The sequence below is a fragment of the Proteus sp. G2300 genome, from assembly GCF_009915965.1.
GTDB classification, from domain to species: domain Bacteria; phylum Pseudomonadota; class Gammaproteobacteria; order Enterobacterales; family Enterobacteriaceae; genus Proteus; species Proteus vulgaris.
In genome coordinates, this window is sequence record NZ_JAABNK010000003.1 from 57,649 (window position 1) to 79,928 (window position 22,280).

General features: G+C 38.8%; 15 protein-coding genes and 1 riboswitch. Of the genes, 4 read left to right on the forward strand and 11 right to left on the reverse strand.

All coding sequences use genetic code 11. The annotated features are described in order from the left end of the window. Positions 1-45: 45 nt before the first annotated feature. Genes recD through recC form a run of 4 tightly spaced genes read right to left on the reverse strand, consistent with a single transcriptional unit; the run spans position 46 to position 11,863 of the window. Entirely contained in the window at positions 46-1,956 is a 1,911-nt protein-coding gene (recD, locus tag GWI97_RS00635) for an exodeoxyribonuclease V subunit alpha (RefSeq protein ID WP_036934082.1), read from the reverse strand. Then, positions 1,953-5,579 (reverse strand): exodeoxyribonuclease V subunit beta, encoded by a 3,627-nt coding sequence (gene recB, locus GWI97_RS00640; protein WP_161681039.1) that lies wholly within the window; start codon positions 5,577-5,579, stop codon positions 1,953-1,955. The genes recD and recB overlap by 4 nt, the downstream gene beginning before the upstream one ends. Then, the gene (ptrA, locus tag GWI97_RS00645) at positions 5,576-8,464 is read right to left on the reverse strand and encodes a pitrilysin (RefSeq protein WP_087803506.1); all 2,889 of its coding nucleotides are present in this window, start codon (positions 8,462-8,464) and stop codon (positions 5,576-5,578) included. The genes recB and ptrA overlap by 4 nt, the downstream gene beginning before the upstream one ends. Before the next feature lie 15 nt (positions 8,465-8,479). Further along, positions 8,480-11,863, reverse strand: a complete 3,384-nt coding sequence (recC, locus tag GWI97_RS00650; protein ID WP_036934087.1) for an exodeoxyribonuclease V subunit gamma — start codon at positions 11,861-11,863, stop codon at positions 8,480-8,482. Between recC and GWI97_RS00655 the strand changes: the two genes are divergently transcribed. Beyond that, positions 11,830-12,120 carry a hypothetical protein gene (locus GWI97_RS00655; RefSeq protein ID WP_163826587.1) on the forward strand — a complete coding sequence of 97 codons (291 nt, stop codon included), beginning with the start codon at positions 11,830-11,832 and terminating at the stop codon, positions 12,118-12,120. The two genes, recC and GWI97_RS00655, sit on opposite strands and share 34 nt — an antisense overlap. Positions 12,121-12,207: 87 nt before the next feature. Here the strand turns inward: GWI97_RS00655 and GWI97_RS00660 are convergent, their stop codons facing one another. From GWI97_RS00660 to rppH, 7 genes are all read right to left on the reverse strand, one after another. Next, entirely contained in the window at positions 12,208-12,669 is a 462-nt protein-coding gene (locus tag GWI97_RS00660; RefSeq protein WP_036934088.1) for a DUF2509 family protein, read from the reverse strand. Next, complete coding sequence (locus GWI97_RS00665) at positions 12,666-13,310, reverse strand: prepilin peptidase-dependent protein (protein ID WP_036934090.1); 645 nt, start codon at positions 13,308-13,310, stop codon at positions 12,666-12,668. Before GWI97_RS00665 ends, GWI97_RS00660 begins: the two co-directional genes overlap by 4 nt. Beyond that, positions 13,304-13,807, reverse strand: coding sequence for a prepilin-type N-terminal cleavage/methylation domain-containing protein (locus GWI97_RS00670; RefSeq protein WP_052038425.1), 504 nt, complete (start codon positions 13,805-13,807; stop codon positions 13,304-13,306). Before GWI97_RS00670 ends, GWI97_RS00665 begins: the two co-directional genes overlap by 7 nt. Positions 13,808-14,023: 216 nt before the next feature. Then, positions 14,024-14,875 (reverse strand): thymidylate synthase, encoded by an 852-nt coding sequence (locus GWI97_RS00675; RefSeq protein WP_087803502.1) that lies wholly within the window; start codon positions 14,873-14,875, stop codon positions 14,024-14,026. A 46-nt stretch (positions 14,876-14,921) separates the two neighbouring features. Further along, entirely contained in the window at positions 14,922-15,812 is an 891-nt protein-coding gene (lgt, locus tag GWI97_RS00680; protein WP_087803500.1) for a prolipoprotein diacylglyceryl transferase, read from the reverse strand. Positions 15,813-15,891: 79 nt separating this feature from the next. Further along, the gene (gene ptsP, locus GWI97_RS00685) at positions 15,892-18,138 is read right to left on the reverse strand and encodes a phosphoenolpyruvate--protein phosphotransferase (RefSeq protein ID WP_036934094.1); all 2,247 of its coding nucleotides are present in this window, start codon (positions 18,136-18,138) and stop codon (positions 15,892-15,894) included. A gap of 8 nt (positions 18,139-18,146) precedes the next feature. Then, positions 18,147-18,677, reverse strand: a complete 531-nt coding sequence (rppH, locus tag GWI97_RS00690; RefSeq protein WP_036934096.1) for an RNA pyrophosphohydrolase — start codon at positions 18,675-18,677, stop codon at positions 18,147-18,149. A 112-nt stretch (positions 18,678-18,789) separates the two neighbouring features. Further along, positions 18,790-18,881: riboswitch (TPP riboswitch) on the forward strand. Between the two features lie 65 nt (positions 18,882-18,946). Between rppH and thiB the strand changes: the two genes are divergently transcribed. The 3 genes from thiB to thiQ are packed head-to-tail and all read left to right on the forward strand — an operon-like array spanning position 18,947 to position 22,234. Continuing rightward, a complete protein-coding gene (thiB, locus tag GWI97_RS00695; RefSeq protein ID WP_036934097.1) occupies positions 18,947-19,960 on the forward strand; it encodes a thiamine ABC transporter substrate binding subunit in 1,014 nt (337 codons plus the stop codon). Beyond that, positions 19,960-21,540 carry a thiamine/thiamine pyrophosphate ABC transporter permease ThiP gene (gene thiP / locus GWI97_RS00700; protein WP_036934099.1) on the forward strand — a complete coding sequence of 527 codons (1,581 nt, stop codon included), beginning with the start codon at positions 19,960-19,962 and terminating at the stop codon, positions 21,538-21,540. The genes thiB and thiP overlap by 1 nt, the downstream gene beginning before the upstream one ends. Further along, entirely contained in the window at positions 21,533-22,234 is a 702-nt protein-coding gene (gene thiQ / locus GWI97_RS00705) for a thiamine ABC transporter ATP-binding protein ThiQ (protein ID WP_036934101.1), read from the forward strand. Before thiP ends, thiQ begins: the two co-directional genes overlap by 8 nt. Positions 22,235-22,280 lie beyond the last annotated feature (46 nt).

The window sequence follows — 22,280 nt, forward strand, 5'->3', positions numbered from 1 at the left end:
CTCTCAATGCCTGTCTTTTATTGTTTTTATCTTATTAGGTAAATATTAATAACGTAATTTATCGACTAACCCACTTCGACGCTGAATACGTGTTTGAATAGCCATTTTCACCATATACTCGCAAGCGTAAAGAGAAAGCTTTTGTTTAGCGCGCGTTAAAGCAGTGTACAACAATTCACGGCTGACTACGGGCGAAAATTTTTCAGGTAATACCAATGCGGTGTGTGTAAATTCAGACCCCTGCGATTTATGTACTGTCATGACATACGCCGTTTCGTGTTGAGGTAATCGGCTAGGTTGAATAGCTTTCAAGGTACCATCTGGTAATTGGAAAAAGGCTTTCATTTCGCCTTCATCATTATTGAGCATAATGCCGATATCACCATTAAACAGCCCAAGAGTACTGTCATTTCGCTGGATCATAATTGGGCGCCCAATATAGTCACTCTGATAGCTATTTGTGGGGCGACGAATTAATCGTTGGCGATGCAATAGCATTTCAATTCGCTCGTTTAATCCGCTGACACCAAAAGGCCCTTCTCTTAATGCGCACAATAAACGATATTGGTTAAATGCGTTAAGAATAGCATCAGGAGAGGCTTTTTCTGCTATCAATGAGAGATACTGACGATAGGCTTGTGCCGCATCTTGTATCATCAGTAAATAGTTTTCATCACTCTCTAATGGAATAAAACTCACATCTTGAGTATCTAGTGCCATTTCAATTTGTTGAGGTGTAATTTTTGCTTTCTTTAACAGTGTTAGGGCTGTTTTGGTCTGTCCTTGGTTTACAGCAAAAGCAAGTTGGCCAATGCCTGAACTGGAGCCAAATCGATAACTTTTTCGTAATAAGCAAAGCGAATCACTGACAACTGAAACCGGTGTGTTAGAAACAGAAATTGCATTTGCTGATTTTGATAACTCACCTTGTGTTAAATAATCAATTTTTTCAAATCGCTTTTGGCTTAAACCATCATCCGCAAAACGACAAATATCCCCTAACACAGCCCCAGCTTCAACAGAAGCTAACTGATCTTTATCACCCAAAAAAATAACATGGCATTGCGTTGGAAGTGCATCAATTAAGCGAGCCATCATAGGTAAATCAACCATTGATGCTTCATCAATAACTAAGATATCAAGCTGTAATGGGTTATCTTTATGGTAACGCACTTGTTGACTTTCGGGCTGAGCCCCTAACAAACGATGAATAGTTTGTGCCTGTTTTGGCATCCATTTATTTTCTTCTTCGCTTAAAGCAAGTTGTGCAAGTGCTTTACCTAAAGATTCTGTTAATCGAGCTGCTGCTTTTCCAGTTGGTGCGGCTAGTTGAATAATGGGTTTCTCATTTGAAGTAAGCATCACAAAAGCAGCTAAAATTTTAGCCACGGTTGTGGTTTTCCCTGTTCCTGGCCCTCCTGAAATAATAGCGATAGGACTCGTTATAGCAACACTGGCAGCTACTTTCTGCCAATTGGTTTCTTGATTTTCTTTTACTGTTGGAAAAAGCTGATTGAGGGCTACAATTAATGCCTTTTCATCATTATCGACAATGGGGTGTTCTCGCCTAAAAAATTGAGCCACTTTTTCTTCGTAGCTCCACATTCTTTGTAGATAGAGAAGCCCATTATCTAAAATGATAGGTGACGGAGAATTATCGTCACCTTGTGTCACACAATGACTATGCATTAACGCTTCTATTATTTGATGAGTCGAAGGCTCCCCCATTCTTTGCCAAATTTCACGGGAAAGCTCTTCTTGTCTACCATCAAACAATTGATTTTCTTTGATAATATTTAATGGTAAACAAACATGCCCCGCCCCTGTTTGAGCACTTAAATAGGCAAATATAAACAGTAAAATCGGATTTTCATCTTCCACCAGCATTTGTGCAAATCGAAGATCTAACGGGCGTAATACATTTTGTGTAATCGCTTGTTCTAATAGTTTGATCATTTTGATTTCTCATCGACTACATCAGAAGTACTACTTTTCATACTTTTTCCTGTAAATAGTGCATCTAGCGCTAAAACAAACGCTTCATCAGGTAAATAGGCATAAACTCCATTTCCAGGGTGTGCTTTATCTATACCACGTAAAAAAAGGTAATAAATTCCCCCAAAATGTTTTTTGTAATCATAATCTGGAATACGTTGCTGTAAAAAACGATGTAACGCTAACGTATAGAGTTGGTACTGCAAATCGTAACGGTGATCTATCATTGCATTAACCATCGCTTCTTGAGTATAGTCCTCACTCGATTCACCTAGCCAATTCGATTTATAATCCACCACATAATATTTCCCTTCCCAACAAAAAACTAAGTCAATAAAGCCTTTTAACATGCCTTCTACTTGCTGAAATTGTAAAGGTGCACAACGCTTTGATAAGGGATCAAACTGACTTATTAATTGAGTCAACTGAGATGATGAGACTGCTTGTTCAATCGGTAAATAGAATTGCAATTCATCAAGTTGTTGTGTATTAGGGATATCAGCAAGGCATAACCCATCAGCATTAAGAGGGGTATGAAACAGGGTTTCCATCCAGGTTACTAATAATGGTGCCCACTTTTCATCAAAGCCTTGAGCCATTAATTGCTCTTGCATCCATTGTTCATCAATGGGTTGAGAAAAATCCAAAACTTCAAGCAAACCATGTAAGAATGTTCCTGCAACTGCACCTCGAGGGAAATGATGAATCGAATGGGCTCCAACTTCTTCTCGTTGTTTCTCACCTTTGGCATCAGTATCCAGTCCTGGTGCAATAGACTGCACCAAATCCTCAATATCGCCAACATCAAAATGATATCCGCGATTTGAATGTTGATACGTTAATCCTGAATAGCTGGTTATGCGCCAATTATCATGAATTTTACGTTTAAATACCGCAGCCTCTAATTTTTCGTCACTGACTAACTGAGGTTGGTAACGATGTGCTGAAACACCATTAAGCGTGCTCACACTAATATTTTCATCGAGTAATGCATGGATGGATTGATGTAATAATTCACTATTTCCTTCTTCACCTTGCTGTAATAAATACCCTAAAGCATTTTTATGGAGATCGGTGTTCCCCGATTTACGTTTATTCCCTTTCACCAACGGTGCAACACCGACATAGCAACAAAATTTAGAACGTGTTAATGCCACATAAAGTAGGCGTAAATCTTCAGCTAAACGCTCTTCATCCGCTAAACGCATGCTTTCCGGTCGACTAAAAATATCTAACTTAGCGTAAAATTTTTCTCTGTCATGATAAAGCGCCCCTTTTTGCTCTTGATAATTACAAGCAAAAGGCAGGCAAACAATAGGATATTCAAGACCTTTGGATTTATGAATAGTACAAATTCGCACAAGATTTCGATCACTTTCCAAGCGCATTTGTTGACTTTCTGATTGTGCATCAGGATGAGAAATTTGTTGTGCTAACCAACGTATAAGCGCATGTTCACTATCAAGTTGTAATGAGGTTTCTTGTAATAATTCACCAAGATGCATAATATCAGTGAGCCTTCGTTCCCCCTCGATACTGGCAAGTAGATCCTCGGCAATATGATGATCCATCATAATTTTACGCAACATCGGTAAAACGCCACGTTTTTGCCATAAAACATAATAATCAGCAAATTGCTCTACATAACTATTCCAGCGCTGCTCATCATGATTTAAGCTATCAATTTCTCTTGCACTAAAACCAAATAACCGACTAGCTAAAGAGGCTCGTAAAACGCGCTCTTTCTCTGGCGTTACAACTGCTTGCAGTAACCAAAGCAAATCTTTAGCTTCATTCGTTTCAAATACACTTTCACGGTTTGATAAAAATACAGATTGTATAGAGAGTAAATTTAGTGCATCACGAATAAGTAATGCTTCTCTACGACTACGAACCAGCACCATGATATCGGCCGATGTCAGTGATTTTTTTTCACCTTGCTCTAGGAGCCATGCTTGCTGTTGATCGCCTGCTGATAACCAATCACGAATTTGAGCTGCACATTGCGTTGCCATCATTTGCTCATAATTTCCCGCTGATAGACTTTCACCTTCAGCAAGCCAAAAGTTAAAAGGTGAGATCGATTTACCATGATAAATAAAAGCCATGTCTTGGTTTTTTTCAGCAGAACTCACCTCAATAAAAGGAATATGCTCAAATAAAAACGGAGCACTGGAGCGCATAAAAAGTTTATTAACTGCATTCACCATCCCTGGAGCAGAGCGCCAGTTAGTGTTTAAAGTGTAATGGTGTGTTGTTTGTTTTCGTGCTTGAATATAAGTAAAAATATCAGCACCACGGAAAGCATAAATTGCCTGTTTAGGATCACCGATAAAAAGTAATCCACTGTTTTCATGCTCACCATAAATAGCATCAAAAATACGGTATTGTTGAGGATCGGTATCTTGAAACTCATCAATCATTGCAACGGGATAACGCTCACGTATAGCCTGCGATAACGCGTCTGCACCTTCGCGTTTTAATGCTCTGTCTAAACGTGTTAAGAGATCATCAAACCCCATTTCACCCCGACGCATTTTTTCATTTTCAATACCTTGGCGTATTTCAGGAATAGCGTTTACTAAAATAACATCACGCAGTGTTAAGCTTTGTTTTGTTAAATGCTCAATTTCAACAAAAAGAATATGTTCTGGAGCTGGGCCTTTGGTGGCTTTTTCATTTAAGGTTTCTTGAGAAAAACGAACCAAGCAATCAGGTAGTTGATAGCTTTTCGTTTCAAATGTTGCTGCCCACAGCGTGATTTCTTCAATCCATTTAGGTAAAAAACGGCTACTATAACTTCGTTTATCCACGCCTGAGGCCGTTATCCACGCTTCAACTTCATGATGATGTTCATTCCAGCGCGCTTTCACCTTGTTAATGGCTTCAATAACAGCCTGATGACGCTCTTTTACTGATTCATTTTCACTGTCTAATGCCACACCTTCAATTTCTGGCATTTCACCTTGTAAATAAGGTTGTATTTCATAAAGCAGTTGCTCTGGACCAGACCAAATCTGGCTAACCGCATTAGCAACATCATAAGAAAGGGGATAACAGTGGCGACGCCAAAAATCAGCACAAACACGTTTTTTCAGCTCATATTCATCTTGGATCAAAACTTGTTCAAACAATACACCTGACTCAAATGCATTGTTTGCCAGCATACGCTGGCAAAATCCATGAATAGTGTAAATAGCTGCTTCATCCATTTGACGCTCAGCTTCTAATAACCACTGCGCGGCTAACTCTTTATTCGGAATTTGTTTGAGTAACTCTTGGTATGTTTTGTCACCACTATCAACATCATGGCGGATACAGGCAAGCCTTAGTTCATGGATATTTTTACGAATACGTGCACGTAATTCATCAGTGGCCGCATCTGTAAATGTCACAACCAAAATCTCTTCAACGCTGAGAGGACGATAAAACGCAGAATCTCCCCCTAAGCCAAGAAGTAATCGCAAATACAGTAGTCCGATGGTATAGGTCTTACCTGTACCTGCAGAAGCCTCAATAAGGCGCCTTTGATATAAAGGAAGTGTATAAGGATTTAATGGCTGTGCCTGTATCACTTCACTCACTCTTTAATTTCCTCAATTGGTAACGTTTTTTGTAATTCACTGACGGTTGTATAACGTTTCCATTTTTTATTTTGCGCATAATCAGCATCTTTACCATCTTTGCCAATTATTTGAGAAACAAACACAAAACCATTTGGTTTTATTACTGCTTTTTCATAAAACTCAATAGCTTGTTTTAACGTCACTTTATTAAGCTCAGCTAAGAATTTCTCTCGTCCATCATATTTTAAATTATTACGATGGAAATCATTTCGATAAAGAGAGACTTCTTCATAGAAAGTTTGAGGTGGTTGTTTAACTTCAGTAATAATTGCTTGCTTATACTGATTAAAATCAGCCTCACTCATTTTTTTCAAACGTTCGTAGGCTTGCTGATAAAATGCGTTATAACGTTCATTTAAGTAAACTGGCGGTTTAGCATTACTTTGCAATAAGAAACCTAAGCCAGACTGTTCACCCATTGTGCCTTGATAAGCAAATACAGCATAACCGAGTTGTTCTTCTGTTCTTAATTGATCATAAAACCAAGGCTTAATAACCGAAGCTAATACAGAAGAAATAGCCTGACCTTCAAGGCGACTATACCCTGTAGGAATATAAAGCTCGCCTAAGGCATTATCCGTACTGTTCGATTTATTTTGAAATTCAACTGCATCAAATTTATTGAAAACTAATGTTTCACCAATCCAGTATTCTGTCCCTTGATTACCTAATAACTCATGCGCAGATTTCACAATATCACGGCTTTGCTCTGGCGTTAAATTACCAACAATCAACGCTTGAAGTGCGGCGTTTTTAATCACTTCACGACGATTATCAATAATATCTTGCAGTGTAATTGACTCTAATGCTTTGAGTTTGTCAGCTTCTTCATAATACGGGATCGTATTTAATTGGCGAGCGGGCAACATTGCTGCTTCAAATGCTTTTAGGTTATGAGTAACTTCAAGTTGTTCGCGATACCAAGATTTAGCCTGATCTAGCTCTTCTTGAGTCGATTCAAAACTCATATAGCTTTTTAATGTCGCATTCACTAACTCAGGTAAATGTTGAGTATAACCATTCATTGAAAAATCAATACCTTGTCCTGATGAGGATGAGATGTTCATACCTGCAACAGAGGCCTGGTAAGATAATTCACTGAGCGCTAAGCCCGCGAGATAATCTGTTAGAGCTTGTGTAACTTGCTGTTTAACCGTAATGTCTGATTTCTTATTTACCAAACTTAATGTCACACTGGCTTTTGGCTCATCAGAAAAATAGTGTGATGGCATATAGAACAAGCGAGCACTTTTATCTTGCCACAATAATTGTGGTTTGGTGATTTTACTATCTGCATCAATCAACGACAGATTATTGGGGATATAGGGATTAAGTGTTGGTAAAGATAATGAAATATCATCCGACAATATCTGCCATGTTTCTAATTGTTTAGCTGTGATTTTATCAACTTGATAAGGTGCATTAACAAAATAGGCTTGCTTGTTAGACGGTTCATTAGGACTTATCACCCAAATACGCGCTTTCTCTGGCGTAAGTGATTCTAGACGAGAAAGAATTGCTGAAGGCTCATAATTATCGGCAATATAATCTGCATTCAAGATATTTTTGATTGGATAACGCAACATCATATCTGAAATGCTTTCTATATAATTCATATCTCTAACAATCGAACCATAACGGAATGAGAGATCTAAAACATTCGCAATTTCATTAAAATAACGCTGACTAATACCTTGCGACTCTATTAATCGAAGGTATGAGAAAATAGCTGCAATGACTTTATCTTTTTGCGCTAAACCTTTATCTGTTAGCGCAACATAAATTGTAAATGAGCCTTGATTACGATCGATATAAGGCTCTGAAAATGCGCTGATACTTTCAGCTAAACCTTGATCTTGTAACCATGTTGCAAGTGTTCCTGAACTACGATTACTGATTAAATAACCAATATACGCATCAGATTTACTGCGAAATTCGGCAACATTATTATCAATATTAAATTCAATTTGTAAGGTTTTTTGTGGTAAAGCGGGCACCAGATGGATCATTAACCCTTTTTCTTTATCCGTCATCGCAGGCACCGTGGTTACAGGGATATCTGCTTTTTTATTTGGAATACGAGCAAAGGTTTCTGCGGCTAATTTAGATAATTCATCAAGTGATTTATTACTATAAATCACCCCATTCATTAAGTTGCCAGAATAGTGCGTTTGATAGAATTTAATTAATTCATCTTGAAGTTTACTATTTGGCTTGTCACTCAGCGTTTCTAAATTTCCGCCCATAAAACGAGAACTTGGATGTGCTGGGTTTAAGGTTTCTGCTCTAACCTGCCAAAAACGCATACCATCACGTGCACGCGCCATGGTTAATTCAGCATTAACCGCATTACGTTCGCGATCTGCATTTTTAGGATCAAGTAAAGGTTCAGCTAAGGCATCAGCAAGACGATCAACGGCTTCATTAATGGCACTATTTTCCACTTCTAAATAAAAAGCAGTACGATACGTTGTAGTACTCGCATTATGAGATCCCCCATTCTTTTGTAAGAACTCTGACATACTGCCAGATTGAGGATATTTCACCGATCCCATTAGCACCATATGTTCCAAATAGTGCGCCAGCCCTTGCTGACTATCAGGATCTTCTAATGCGCCAACAGGTAACGCAACTGCCGTTAATGATTTAACTGCTTTTTCGTCAGAAACCAGTAATACAGTCATATCATTAGGCAATTTAATCGCTTGATATTGCCGTGGATCACTTTCACTTTTTTCAATACTATCTGGCAATACTTGCCAAAGAGGATCAGCAGCAAAGCTGTTGATACTCACTAGCATCAATAGCAACATGATCCATAGTTGCGATAAGTATTTTCTCATCTGATATGAGCTCCCTTATTTTTTTAAAAATGGAATTATTGGTTTAAATATCGTTAATGCCGTCTTTTTTACTGTTTGTAAAAAATGCTCGTCTAATTGAGAAAAAGCACGCTGAACATACATATCGCTCATTTCACCATCTCGATTATAGCTATCCGTTAAATGTTGTAGCAGCACTAACTCCGCTTTTGCGAGAGTCTCTTCATCATCCAGTAAAAATTCTTGTGTTTTTTTATCATAGCAAGCTTGTAGCCAAGCCCAGCCACTTTTTGCAAACAATGCTAATGGGCTATTTAGCCCTTGTTTATAATCGTGAATTAAATTATCTAAAGTTGAATAGGCAAATTCAGGCTCAACCGGTAATAAACACCATTGCGTCTCTTTTCTGCCATAAAACCGACTTTCGCCAGTCCCCTCTTTCAAACAATAAACCAGATGTTCGATCCACAGTTGCAATAAGTCATTAGCCGTTAAGCTCGCAGGTCGCCAACGTAGTAAGCCATCTGCTTGCACTTCATTTAAACGTCCAATCAACGGCATCGCACTAAAGCGTTGCTCTAGTGTGACAGAATGCGTAGCTAATCGTTCACTTCTCACCTTTTCCGCTAAAGGAAGTAGCTCTTCTATTTGTTGTTCCCAATAAATTTGACCAAATGCACTTGCTGGAAGTTGCCCTGCTGCTTTAATACGCTCAAATAACGATTCCGTTGACGTTTGATCAATCAAAGCTTTCAATAGCCATTGATTTAATAAATAACGTTGAAGTGCATTTATCACAAAAGGCTCTTCTTCGGGCAATTCTGTTTCTTCAATAACAAAGTTGGTTTTTAATCTTTGTTGGAAGAAAGCGCGGATAGGATGGCGATAAAAACGAGAAAGTGCATCAACGGAGACTTTATCTATTGATGCATCATCATCTAGTGATTCCGTAAAACCTTGATGAGCAGCCCCTTGTCCACGGGCTGCTGGTAACCATTCTGAGGCATAAGAACGAGAAGATGCCTCAATGTGGAAGTTTTCTTGAGCAAAAGGAACCCTGCTATGCTGTGTTAATAAATGCTGGTTAATGCGAGTTGCACTGTCATCAACATTAAGTTTTCCATCATCAGGTAGGCGGAAATTTTGGCCAATATAATCTTGTAGCTCTTTGATTAAGACGGACGGGTTACACTCACGATCGTCACGGATTGATTTACCGATGTAGCTGATATAAAGGTATTTTTCGGCCGAACTAAGCGCCTCAAGGAATAAATAACGGTCATCATCACGGCGTTTTCTGTCACCACGACGGCGCTTTTCTGCCATTAAATCAAAACCTAACGGCTGTATATTACGAGGATAAACACCATCGTTCATTCCTAATAAACACACTGCTTTAAAAGGAATTGAGCGCATAGGCATTAACGTACAAAAGTTCAAGCTTCCTGCCAAAAAACGCTGGCTAATCTTTTCATCATCAAACCGTACTGTTAATTCATCGCGAATAAGCACTAATGGAATTTCATTTTGATATCGTGCTTTTAATCCGTTCTCAATCACTTTTTGCCACTGTTGTGTTATCAACGCTAAAACTAACTCGGTCTCTCCATCAGCTTCAAAAAAGGCATCAACCAATTGTTGTCCAATTTCTAACCACGCTTCTAAGGAACGTGTTTCACTTAAACGTGTACGCCATTCACTTAATGTGTAAAGAAAATCAGCAAGATGCCCTGCAAGTTCTGCAACTAGACCGCTGGATTCATCATAAGGAAGTACACCTTTCCAAGGGCCATTTTCGCTTTCCATTGCGTAACCAAGCAACATACGCAATAAACCAAATTCCCAGGTATTTTTACCAGTGATAGGGAGTAAAAATGAAGCTACGTTTTCATCATCCAATCCCCAACGTATACCTGATTCATCGACCCATCGGCGTAGTAATTTTAATTCACTTTCAAAAATAGAAAAATGTCCTGCTAATGCAGGCACTTCAAGTAAAGCTAATACTTGTTCTGCGGTAAAACGACTTTGAGGAAGTTCTAATAGTGTAATAAAGGCTTGTAATACAGGGTGTGCTTGACGTGCTTTTCTATCAGAAATCGCAAAAGGAAGATAGCGTTCAGCAGGTGCATTACCAAAAACAGCCTGAATATAAGGCGTATAACTATCTATATCTGCAACCATCACAATAATATCTCGTGGTAGTAATTCAGGATCTTGCTCTAGCAAATGCAATAATTGATCTTGCAATACTTCCACTTCACGTTGTGGGCTATGACTTGCATGAAAGGTCAGAGAGTGATCATCAGGCGAAATAACACGTTTTTTCTCACTACATTCATAAGTTTTAAGAGTTGTGCCTAATTGTGAAAAATCGTCTAAATCAAGGATATCTGCTTGTAATTGATGAAGTAAGCAATCTCTTGGAATATCAACAAAAGCATCCAACACATCAGTATATTCAAGCTCAGAAAGAAAATAGAGGTTATCTTTACCCAGCTTTCCCCATGAGGCTAATAGCGGATTACCGATATTTTGCTCTCCCTCTTCATTAAATAATAAAGAGGCATTTTTTTCATCTTTAAACCAAGGCGATTCATGTAATTGCTGATAATGACGAGGTTTTCGACTATTAAGACGAGCAAGAAATTTAGGATCTTGAATATCTCCCCAATAGTAACGGCAAGGGTTTGTAAAAAGTAAATAGATCTCTGTATGACGCCCAATTGCTTGCAGTGCCTGCAAATAGACTTGAGGTAATGCAGAAATTCCACAAATAAAGATACGAGGTGGAAAACAGTGCTGAAGTTCTCCTTCTTTTGCACCATTTAATGTCGAAATAAATTGTTGATAAAGATTAGAACGATGCCATTGAGGCTGATTGAGATCTTTGGTGTATTGCTGTAATGCTACCCACAATATTTTTTGCCAGTGCTGATTTTCACTCAACCCTTCTATCAATTCATCGTTTTCCCATGCGGCCAACCAATCTGACCGATACACTAAATATTGGTCAAATAAGTCAGCAACACGTCCCGCTAATTGGTGTAATTTACGTTTATCTTCATCATCATCAAGATAATGAAGTAGTGGCTTAAATGCTTCATGGACTAAATATTCAGGTAGTAATGCCATTAATTTCCATGTCATGGCATCTTTAGAAAAAGCACTTTCTTTAGGTATACCTGATAGTACTCGCGTAAACATTTCCCAAATAAATGTTGCAGGTAATGGATAGCGAATATTTGCTGCAATTCCTAAACTTTCAGCAAGCTGAATTTGCAACCACTGGGACATTCCAGGGCTTTGTACTAAGATCACTTCTTGTTCAAAGGGAGAAGAGAGTGGCCTGGTCTGCATAAAGTGCACCATAAGTGACTTTAATAATGACAACTGATTTGAATGATATATATGAAACATCAGACCCTCATCTTATGGATTGCATGACCAGTAGTATAGGCTTATCGCAGGTAAAACATTATTACCAACATAACCTTCTATTTGCTGACAACCTTCAGAATATGAAAGAGAACGTGTCATTATTTTCTGGTTATAAGCAAAATAATAAGGTGATTTATCAGGCAATATTTCAAATAAAACAAAAATCCCTTGCCCTGTTTGCTGTAATTGAATTAACCGCTGAAAATCAGCTTTTAATGATTGACTATACCCTATAATAGCGACAAAACTAATATTAAAAAATAGTAATACAAACATTGTATTAAGTAAGATGGACCCCTTTTCTGATCTATTTTGACCTTTTTTTATGATACACACTCCTTATGCACAAATGGGCAATAATCTAACCACCCATTTGGTTCAGTAACAATCACTTTATTTTTTTCCTTTTTAAAACTAACCCATTGATAATGATATATTTTATAACCTAATAAGCTTTCTGCTTGTCCTTGAAGTAAAGCCTTATCTGTAGAGATTAAAAATAAGCAGCTCTTTATTTTGGGATCGGCATAAAAATGACGGCATTGCCATTTGTTTAATTGTATTGATGAAAGATCCCAATCCTGTGTTATTCCCCATTTCAGTGCAGATTCAGCAAATAAAAAGGCCTGTCTTGCTTGTAACTCTTGCATCACTATTTGTTCAGATTGCCTGTAATGGTAAGAAAAATTTCCAAGCATAGATAAACTCATGCCAATAAAACCTATCACGACAAATATACCCGCTAAGCCCTGTTCATTGCTCCTGTGAGTGAAATAAATATTCATAGTGCAGTCACATTCCTTAAACGGATGGTATTTTGATAATGTGATTTTATTTCAGGCTTTTGTTTTAAATGAAATTTTAAAGAAACAGAAAGATAAAAATACGGATTTGCTTTCACAGAATAAATTTTTGTATAGGGCTGTAAGATAAACTCTGTTACCTCAATCTCATTATTTTCGAAAAATTGTTGCCAGCCTGAAGAATCACAATCTTTTACGCCTCTTAATTGCTCTAATTGACCCTTTTTAAGGCGATACCCAAAATAATCACTCTCTTTTGACGAAGGTGGCTCCCATCGACCATTACTGTTGATGTCGTAAGCAAAAATAATGCAGGAATTTTTTTCTTGATGAGGATATTGCCCTAACTTTAGAGGTGATACCTGCAACTGATTTGACTTCAACCCATTAACACAGTCACCATAACAATATCCTGTACGCCTTAACTGCGTTTCAAGTACCAATAATCGTTCTCTTAAAAAAACATCTAATTGATATTGTTGATAGGAATAGAACAATGTATTCATTATTTGAGGATAAGCTCGACTAATACAAAGGAATAATATGCCACTTATCGCGATAGCGAAGAGGCATTCCATCAACATCATTCCTGATGAAAAAGAAAATACAGAGCGCTTTAACATGATGCAAATACCTTTATTTTCTGACTACATGCTCTTATCCGTCCTAACGATGAAATAATAATTTTTACTTCCCCCTCTTCACTTTGAAGTACAAAACTCATGGGTCTTAACGTTTGACGAATTCCACCAAACGTAACATTTGAGATTGTTGATTGCTTAAGTTGAATGCCTGGAGCTAAAGAGAAAATTTCTTGTTGCACAGGCAAATAATGAAGAGGTGTCGCCATTATTTTATTATGAGGCGATAGCCAAAATACTATTTTAATTTTGACATTAAACAGTAACGCTTGCTGTCGCTGATAAGAAAGAAAAGCGATGGTTTCTCGCACATTCTGTATTAAATGGCGTTGTTTGATAACATGTTGATAAGAAGAGATTGATAGATAACTTAAAATAGACACTATCAACATCACGATAAGTATTTCAAGTAAGCTAACACCTTGCTCACTTTCTTTCTGAAGCGCTTTATTTAGGCTTATTTCCCTGTTGTTGTTCATTTGTTTCTCCTTTTAGCCTGCGATGAGCATGCAGATGACAAGCTTAAAGGTAAACAAAGATAAACGTTTTTCTCGAACAGCTACGCAATAATAATATTTTCAGAGAAAATACAAAATAAACGTATTTATAATTAATAAATAGTGACAACACTTTAATTTTAAAATAAAAAGCCCTTGCTTATGACTAAACAAGGGCTTTAAAAGCAATAGGAGGAATTATACTGTAAATGGGTATTTTATCGCTTCATGACATTGATAGCCTTCAACAGTAAAATCATCCGTTGTTACCCACGTTTCGATATCTTCCAATGTTTTGATTTTGGGATTGATATGCAACGTTGGTAACGGTAATGGCTCCCTTTTTAACTGTACATCGCGCATTAGAGGTAATTGATTTTCATAGATATGTGCGTTGATTATCTTATGAAATGCCTTACCTGGTTTATGTCCTGTGATTTGAGCCACTAGCGCTAATAAAACAAAGCACTGAATTTGGTTAAAATTTAAACCTAATGGCACATCACAGCTGCGCTGATAAGAGGTTAAATAAAGCGTATCACCGACAAGTGAAAAAGTATGCGTATGCATACAAGGACGTAAACACCCTAGTTCAGTTTCACCCGGATTGTAAAACGTGATGATTTCACCACGATCATCAATACCTTTAGCCAAGTTATCTACCACTTTACGCAGTTGATCAAAATGAGAACCATCAGGACGTTGCCATTGGCGTCCTTGAACGCCATAAACACGCCCCATATCGTCTTCACCTTTGCGATAAGGGTTATTTAACCATGCACTATTTTCATTCGCATTGGCATTCCATGTATTACAACCAATTTCACGAAATTGTGCAGCATTATCATAGCCACGCAAATACCCTAACAGTTCTGCTATTGCGGCTTTATAAAAACTTTTTCGTGTCGTTATCAGCGGAAATTGGTTATTCGCAACATCATATTCCAGATCGGCATTAATCACCGTTAAACAACGGGTTCCTGTCCGTTTATTATCAATCCATTGTCCTTCATCGATAATGCGTTGACACAATGCCAGATACTGCTTCATGTTGTCTCTCTCATTAATTAGCTAATAATAAAAAATTCATCTCACACTATTTGTGAGCAGATGTTGAGTTTTGTGGTGCTCTTTTATCTTGACGATAAGCCCATACCATAAAAATAATACCCAACAAAATCATTGGAATTGAAAGTAATTGCCCCATACTCACACCACTAAATAACCCTAATTGCGCATCAGGTTGACGGAAGAATTCAACAATAATACGGAATGCACCATAACCTATCAGGAATAGACCCGATACACTGCCTACAGGGCGATTTTTGCGTACAAAAATATTAAGGATAATAAATAGCACCACACCTTCTAACAGCATTTCATAGAGCTGTGATGGGTGGCGAGGTAAAACCCCATACTCTTGAATAATAGGCAATAGCGTTGATGGATCTTGAGCAACAAGCTGAAGATCTTCTGAACGAGAGTTTGGAAATAAGAAGGCCCAAGGCGTATCTAATGTGACGCGTCCCCATAATTCGCCATTAATAAAGTTACCAATTCGGCCTAAACCTAAACCAAATGGAATTAAAGGCGCAACAAAATCAGCCACTTGAAAAAATCTACGTTGAGTGCGTTTTGCAAACCAAATCATGGCACAAATTACCCCAATTAAGCCACCATGGAACGACATACCGCCATCCCAAACTTTAAAGAGGTAAAGAGGATCATTTAAAAAGACAGGCAGATTATAGAATAAAACATAACCTAAGCGCCCTCCGATAAACACCCCCACAAAACCGACATAAAGTAATGTTTCAACTTCATTTTTATTCCAACCACTATTCGGTTTTGCCGCTCGTCGGTTTGCAAGCCATAAGGCAAAAACAAATCCAACTAAATACATCATACCGTACCAGTGTAATGACACCGGCCCGATAGAAAACATAACGGGATCAATCTCTGGAAATTTAAGGTAGCTTATACTCATTATTCCCTACTTCACTTAATTAATAATTTCTGTGTTTGCTCTTTATCACTAACACAGAAAAGGCTTATACAAAGGCATGTCAGATGCCTCCGCGAATTAATCCACCTAATCCCTGCCTTTCCATAAATTCAGAAGACAATTTTTTGATTTCTGTTGCTGTTTCAGCTTGCAACACTTGTTGCATAAAAGGCTGTAACACCACAGGATCAAGATGGCGTAATAAGTATTTTACCCTAGGTAAACTACGTCCACTCATGCTTAACTGCCTAAAACCAAGCCCTATTAACAGCAATGCCCCGATAGGTGTTCCTGCCATTTCACCACAAACACTGATGGGTAACTGGTAATATTGGCATTGTGTCGCAATCAAACTCAGTGAACGTAATAACGCAGGATGCAAATTATCATAGAGTGATGCAACATGGGTATTATTACGATCGACAGCAAGCAAATATTGAGTTAAATCGTTTGTTCCAATAGAGATAAAATCAACCCGATGAACTAATTGTGACAGCATAAACACCAACGAAGGGACTTCAAGCATAATACCTAACGGTGGCAAAGCACATTCACATTTTAATTCTCGACTCACTTCATCACATGCGCGTAATAACAATGTTCTCGCTTCGTCAATTTCATCAATACTTGTCACCATCGGCAACAATATTTTCAAATTTTTAAATTCGAGGTTTGCTTTTAGCATAGCACGGAGCTGAATAAGGAAAATTTCAGGTTGATCGAGTAATATTCTTATTCCTCGCCAACCTAAGCAAGGGTTTTCCTCATTAATGGGCATGTAAGGAAGTTGTTTATCTGCGCCAATATCTAAAGCTCGTAACACAACGGGTTTATCGGGGAAGAAAGAGAGTATTTCACGATAGCGATTTTTTTGTTCATCTTCTGATGGAAAACCGCTTTGTAACATAAATGGAATTTCTGTTCGATATAAGCCAACACCGTCTATTCCGAGACTAATACGTTGCTCATATTTAATATTCAAACCCGCGTTCAATTGAACGCTAACCGCTTCACCATTTTTTAAAACTGCCTGCTGTTCTAGCTGATCTTCTGCAATCTGACTTAATACACTCTCTTCATCAATAATTTGTTTGTACTCTTGAGTAATAAAAGGCTCTGGTTCAATAAAAATCTCACCACGATAACCATCAAGAATAAGCATTCGATTATGTAAAAGCTCAGGTTGGATATCCGCCCCCATAATCGCGGGGATCCCCATTGCTCTAACAAGAATGGCAGAATGTGAGTGTGTCGCACCATCTCGCACAATAACACCTGCGAGTTGTTGTTCGGGTAATTCTGCCAATAAACTCGCACTCAGTTCATCTGCCACTAAAATAAAGCGCTCAGGCCAAATATTAGTTGAGCTTACTTCATCATCTAAATGAAATAATAAACGCCGTCCTAATGCTTTAAGATCAGAGGCTCTTTCTCGCATATAGCCATCTTTCAAACTAGAAAACTGTGCCGAAACTTTCTCAACAACCACTTTTACAGCCCACTCCGCAACATATCCTTGAGTGATAATCGCTGTCATTTTGTGTTTAAGCTGGGGATCGTTGAGTAAATGCGAGTAGAGATCAAAAATGGCAGCACTCTCTTTTTGAGCATTCGCCATAAAACGTTTACTAAAACGGCGACATTCAGCAGTAGCCTCTTCTAAAGCCACTGTAAGTCGATTTAATTCTGCTTTTATATCAAGGGCACTGGCTTTAAAGACATTTTCAAGGATAGGTTGAGAGACTTCTTGCCAACCATAGGCCATGACTACGCCAGTGGATACCGAAAGAGCTTTAATACGACTTTGACGATATTGTCCAAAAAGCCCTTTAGTTTGTACTTGTGACAATGTGGCACCAAGCTGTGTTGCCAGCGTCACCATAAAAGACTCTTCGCTTTCGTTAAATAAGCGACGCTCTTTTTGTTGAACCACTAAAATACCTAGGAGTTGGCGACGATAAACAATGGGCACTCCAAGGAAAGCGCGGAGGTCATCTTCTTTAACTTGAGGGAGATATTTAAAACTAGGATGCTCACGAATATCTGCGAGATTAATAAGCTCAGAAAGGCGTCCAACTTCACCAACAACACCTTCATCAAATGAAAGGCTAACAGCCCGCCCTCTGGGTTTTTTAAGCCCTTTTGTGGCCATTAGATAAAAACAACGACGTTGCTTATCGGCAAGATAAATAGAACACACATCCGTGTGCATTGCCTGACACGTTTCCTTGACTAAGAGTTCAAGTGCTTCTGGAAGCCCGGCTGCCATAGCCACTTTTTCTACAATTTCTCGCAAACGTGTCAGCATAGTGTTATCTAATACCTTTTACGCCGATATCCATACGATGGACGAGGTAAAGACACTTGTTCTTGCAATGGCATGACTACTGGTGCGAACTCTTTCATTACACGACGATAGACATCACGTTTAAAAGAGACGACTTGTCGAACGGGATACCAATAGCTCACCCAACGCCAACCATCAAATTCTGGCGTTTTGCTTTGTTGAACGTTAATGTCCTTATCATTACTTGTTAACTGCAAAAGGAACCAACGCTGTTTTTGTCCAATACAAACAGGTTTTGTGTCCCAACGCACCAAACGCTTAGGTAACTTGTAACGTAACCAGTTACGCGTGGAAGCAAGAATTTTAACATCCTTGCGACTTAACCCAACTTCTTCGAACAACTCTCGGTACATTGCCTGCTCTGGCGATTCTCCAGGGTTAATTCCTCCTTGAGGAAACTGCCATGAATGTTGCCCATAGCGACGAGCCCAAAGCACTTGCCCTTGCCGATTACAAATTACAATCCCTACATTCGGGCGGTAGCCATCATCATCGATCACTAGACTACCTCAATAACCAAATTTGAAAGATAACTCATTGTTTCATACTACTCACAGACGGTAAACCTCTATCAACAGACTTTGCACAACGCGTGGATTTATCTACAATGGGAAAGTCTCAACGGGGTGCCTTTTTAGGCTGAGAAAAACCCGTGGAACCTGATCCAGATAATACTGGCGTAGGGATTTGAGTCAGGATGTTGCAATATTTATTGATTTGCCATCCTCACTCCTCAGATCCTACCTGACTTTTTACTGAGGAATTAAATGTGTTAACTACATCACTTCGCTTTACTTTCTTACTGGGTGCACTGGGTATAATAAGCTCTTTTTCAGCGCAAGCTGCCCCCCAAAAACCGACACTCACGATATATACTTATGATTCATTTACCGCAGATTGGGGCCCAGGACCTGCTATTAAAAAAGCATTTGAACAGCAATGTGATTGTGAATTAAAGCTTGTCGCACTTTCTGATGGTGTTTCTTTGCTTAATCGCTTACGTATGGAAGGTAATAAAAGTAAGGCCGATATTATTTTAGGGTTAGATAACAATCTGATCCACGCAGCCAAAGAAACGGGGCTTTTTGCACCTAGTAATATCGATACATCGAAACTCGCCTTACCTGAAAAATGGACTGACGATACCTTTGTGCCTTATGACTACGGTTACTTTGCGTTTATTTATGATAAAAACCGCATTGCTAACCCGCCCAAAAGCATGGCTGAACTGCTAAACAGTCAAGAAAAATGGAAAATACTGTATCAAGATCCTCGCACTAGTACACCAGGCTTAGGTTTAATGTTATGGATGCAATCCCTTTATCCTGAAAATACCGCGACACAATGGAAGAAACTGTCCGAGAAAACCCTTACAGTGACAAAAGGTTGGAGTGAATCTTATGGCCTATTCTTAAAAGGGGAAGGTGATTTTGTACTCAGTTATACCTCATCTCCGGGTTATCACATTTTAGCGGATAAAAAAGATAACTATGCAGCTGCTATTTTCTCTGACGGGCATTATTTACAAGTAGAAGTTGCAGCAAAACTCAAATCAAGCAAACAACCTGAGTTAGCTCAGCAATTTATGCAATTTATGCTAACCCCAGCTTTCCAAGAAACTATCCCTACCACCAATTGGATGTATCCCGTAATAGATATGCCATTACCTGAAGTCTACTCTGCGATGCCTAAACCAGAAAAATCACTACAATTTGATGCTGAAATTGTTGCAAAAGAGCGCCAAACCTGGACTCGTAACTGGCAATCAGCGGTTAGTCGCTAATGGGAAGATGGCTTATCCCGGGGCTATGTGCTTCGGGTTTACTGCTTATTGTGGCATTGTTGTCATTTGGCGCACTGTGGTTTAATGCGCCAAGTGACGAGCTGTCCTCTATTTTTGCTGATGATTATTTATGGCATGTTGTCCGTTTTACTTTCTGGCAAGCCTTTTTATCTGCCCTGTTTTCAATATTACCCGCCATTTGGCTCGCAAAAGCACTTTATCGACGTCAATTTAGAGGAAGAACCCTCTTCTTACGTTTATGTGCCATGAGCCTTGTATTACCCGTTTTAGTGGCACTTTTTGGGATTTTAACAGTTTATGGCAGAGTGGGGTGGATTGCTCAAATTTGTGAGTGGTTAGGGATTCATTACCAATTTACCCCTTATGGTTTACAAGGCATTTTATTGGCACACATATTTTTTAATATGCCATTAGCAACCCGAATGCTATTGCAAGCACTCGAAAGTATCTCACCAGAGCAACGCCAATTAGCCTCACAATTAGGTATGAATGGCTGGCAACGTTTCCGCTTTCTTGAGTTTCCCTATTTATGGCGACAAATACTCCCCACTGCATCACTAATTTTTATGCTCTGTTTTGCAAGCTTTGCCACGGTACTGGCATTAGGTGGTGGCCCTGCGGCAACAACGGTTGAACTCGCGATTTATCAAGCATTAAGTTATGACTACGACTTACATAGAGCAGCTCTTTTAGCCCTTATTCAGCTTTTTTGCTGTTTAGGTTTAGTGCTGATTAGCCAAAAGTTAAAAGGCTCACTCTTTGTCGGGAATAGCCACAAACAACATTGGCGTGATCCATACGACCCTCTCTTTAGCAAAATCACAGATACTCTAATTATTACGCTCGCAATCCTCTTTTTAGTGCCCCCCATTTTAGCGGTAGTAACTGATGGTCTTAACAGCGAATTAATACGAGTCATACAACAACCCATACTTTGGCAAGCCTTTACAACGTCTCTCATTATTGCCGTCGGTGCAGGTATTGTCTGCGTTGTACTAACGATGATGTTGCTATGGAGTAGCCGAGAGCTTCGCCTACGCCATTTTAAAAAAGCAGGGCAAGCCATGGAAATGAGTGGTTTGATCATTCTGGCGATGCCCGGCATTGTGTTAGCAACCGGCTTTTTCTTGTTATTAAACAATACAACTGGCCTCCCTGAATCACCGTATGTATTAGTCATTTTAACCAACGCATTAATTGCCATTCCGTATGCCTTAAAAGTGCTCGAAAATCCAATGAATGATATTGCTTCACGTTATGGTCTTTTATGCCAATCACTTAATATTCAGGGTCTCAATCGACTACGTTGGATAGAGTTACGGGCATTAAAAAAACCGATTTCACAAGCGCTTGCTTTTGCTTGTGTTATTTCTATTGGTGATTTTGGGATTGTTGCTCTATTTGGTAATGAAACATTTAGAACATTACCCTTCTATCTTTATCAGCAAATTGGGGCTTATCACACACAAGATGGTGCTGTCACAGCCATGATCTTATTACTACTTTGCTTCTCTCTTTTTAGCCTAATAGAACGATTGGCAGGAAAATCTCATGATTAAATTAGAGCACCTGGCTTATACCTATGAACATCAACACCTTATGTTTAACTTAACCGTAAACGCAGGTGAACGCATCGCCATATTAGGCCCCAGTGGCGCAGGGAAAAGCACCTTACTCAGTTTAATTGCTGGTTTTTTGCCTTCTGAAAAAGGAACCCTTTTTCTTAATGGTCGCGAACACACTAAAACCGTCCCCGCCAAACGCCCTATTTCCATGTTATTTCAAGATAATAATTTATTCCCTCATTTGACCGTTAGGCAAAACATTGGCTTGGGGTTAGATCCCGGTTTAAAACTCTCAGATACACAAAAAAACCTGTTAGAAAACCGAGCCAAGCAAGTTTCTTTAAATGACTATCTTGACCGTTTACCTTCACAATTATCAGGCGGTCAGCGTCAACGTGTTGCCATTGCACGTTGCCTTGTACGAGAACAACCTATCTTATTGCTCGATGAGCCTTTTTCTGCACTCGATCCTGCTTTGCGTATTGAAATGCTGGCCTTACTAGAACAACTTTGTGATGAAAAAAACCTGACCTTACTGATGGTGTCACATAGCTTAGAAGATGCTGTTAAGATTGCATCAAGAGCGATTGTGATTGATAACGGAACAATTGTGTATGATGGGAATACACTGTCTTTGATAAATGGTGAAGTGGATCAATCACTTATTTTAGGCATTCCCTTCAATTAAACCTGACTTAAATTAACTGTATAAAAAACCACTATTTGACTATAAT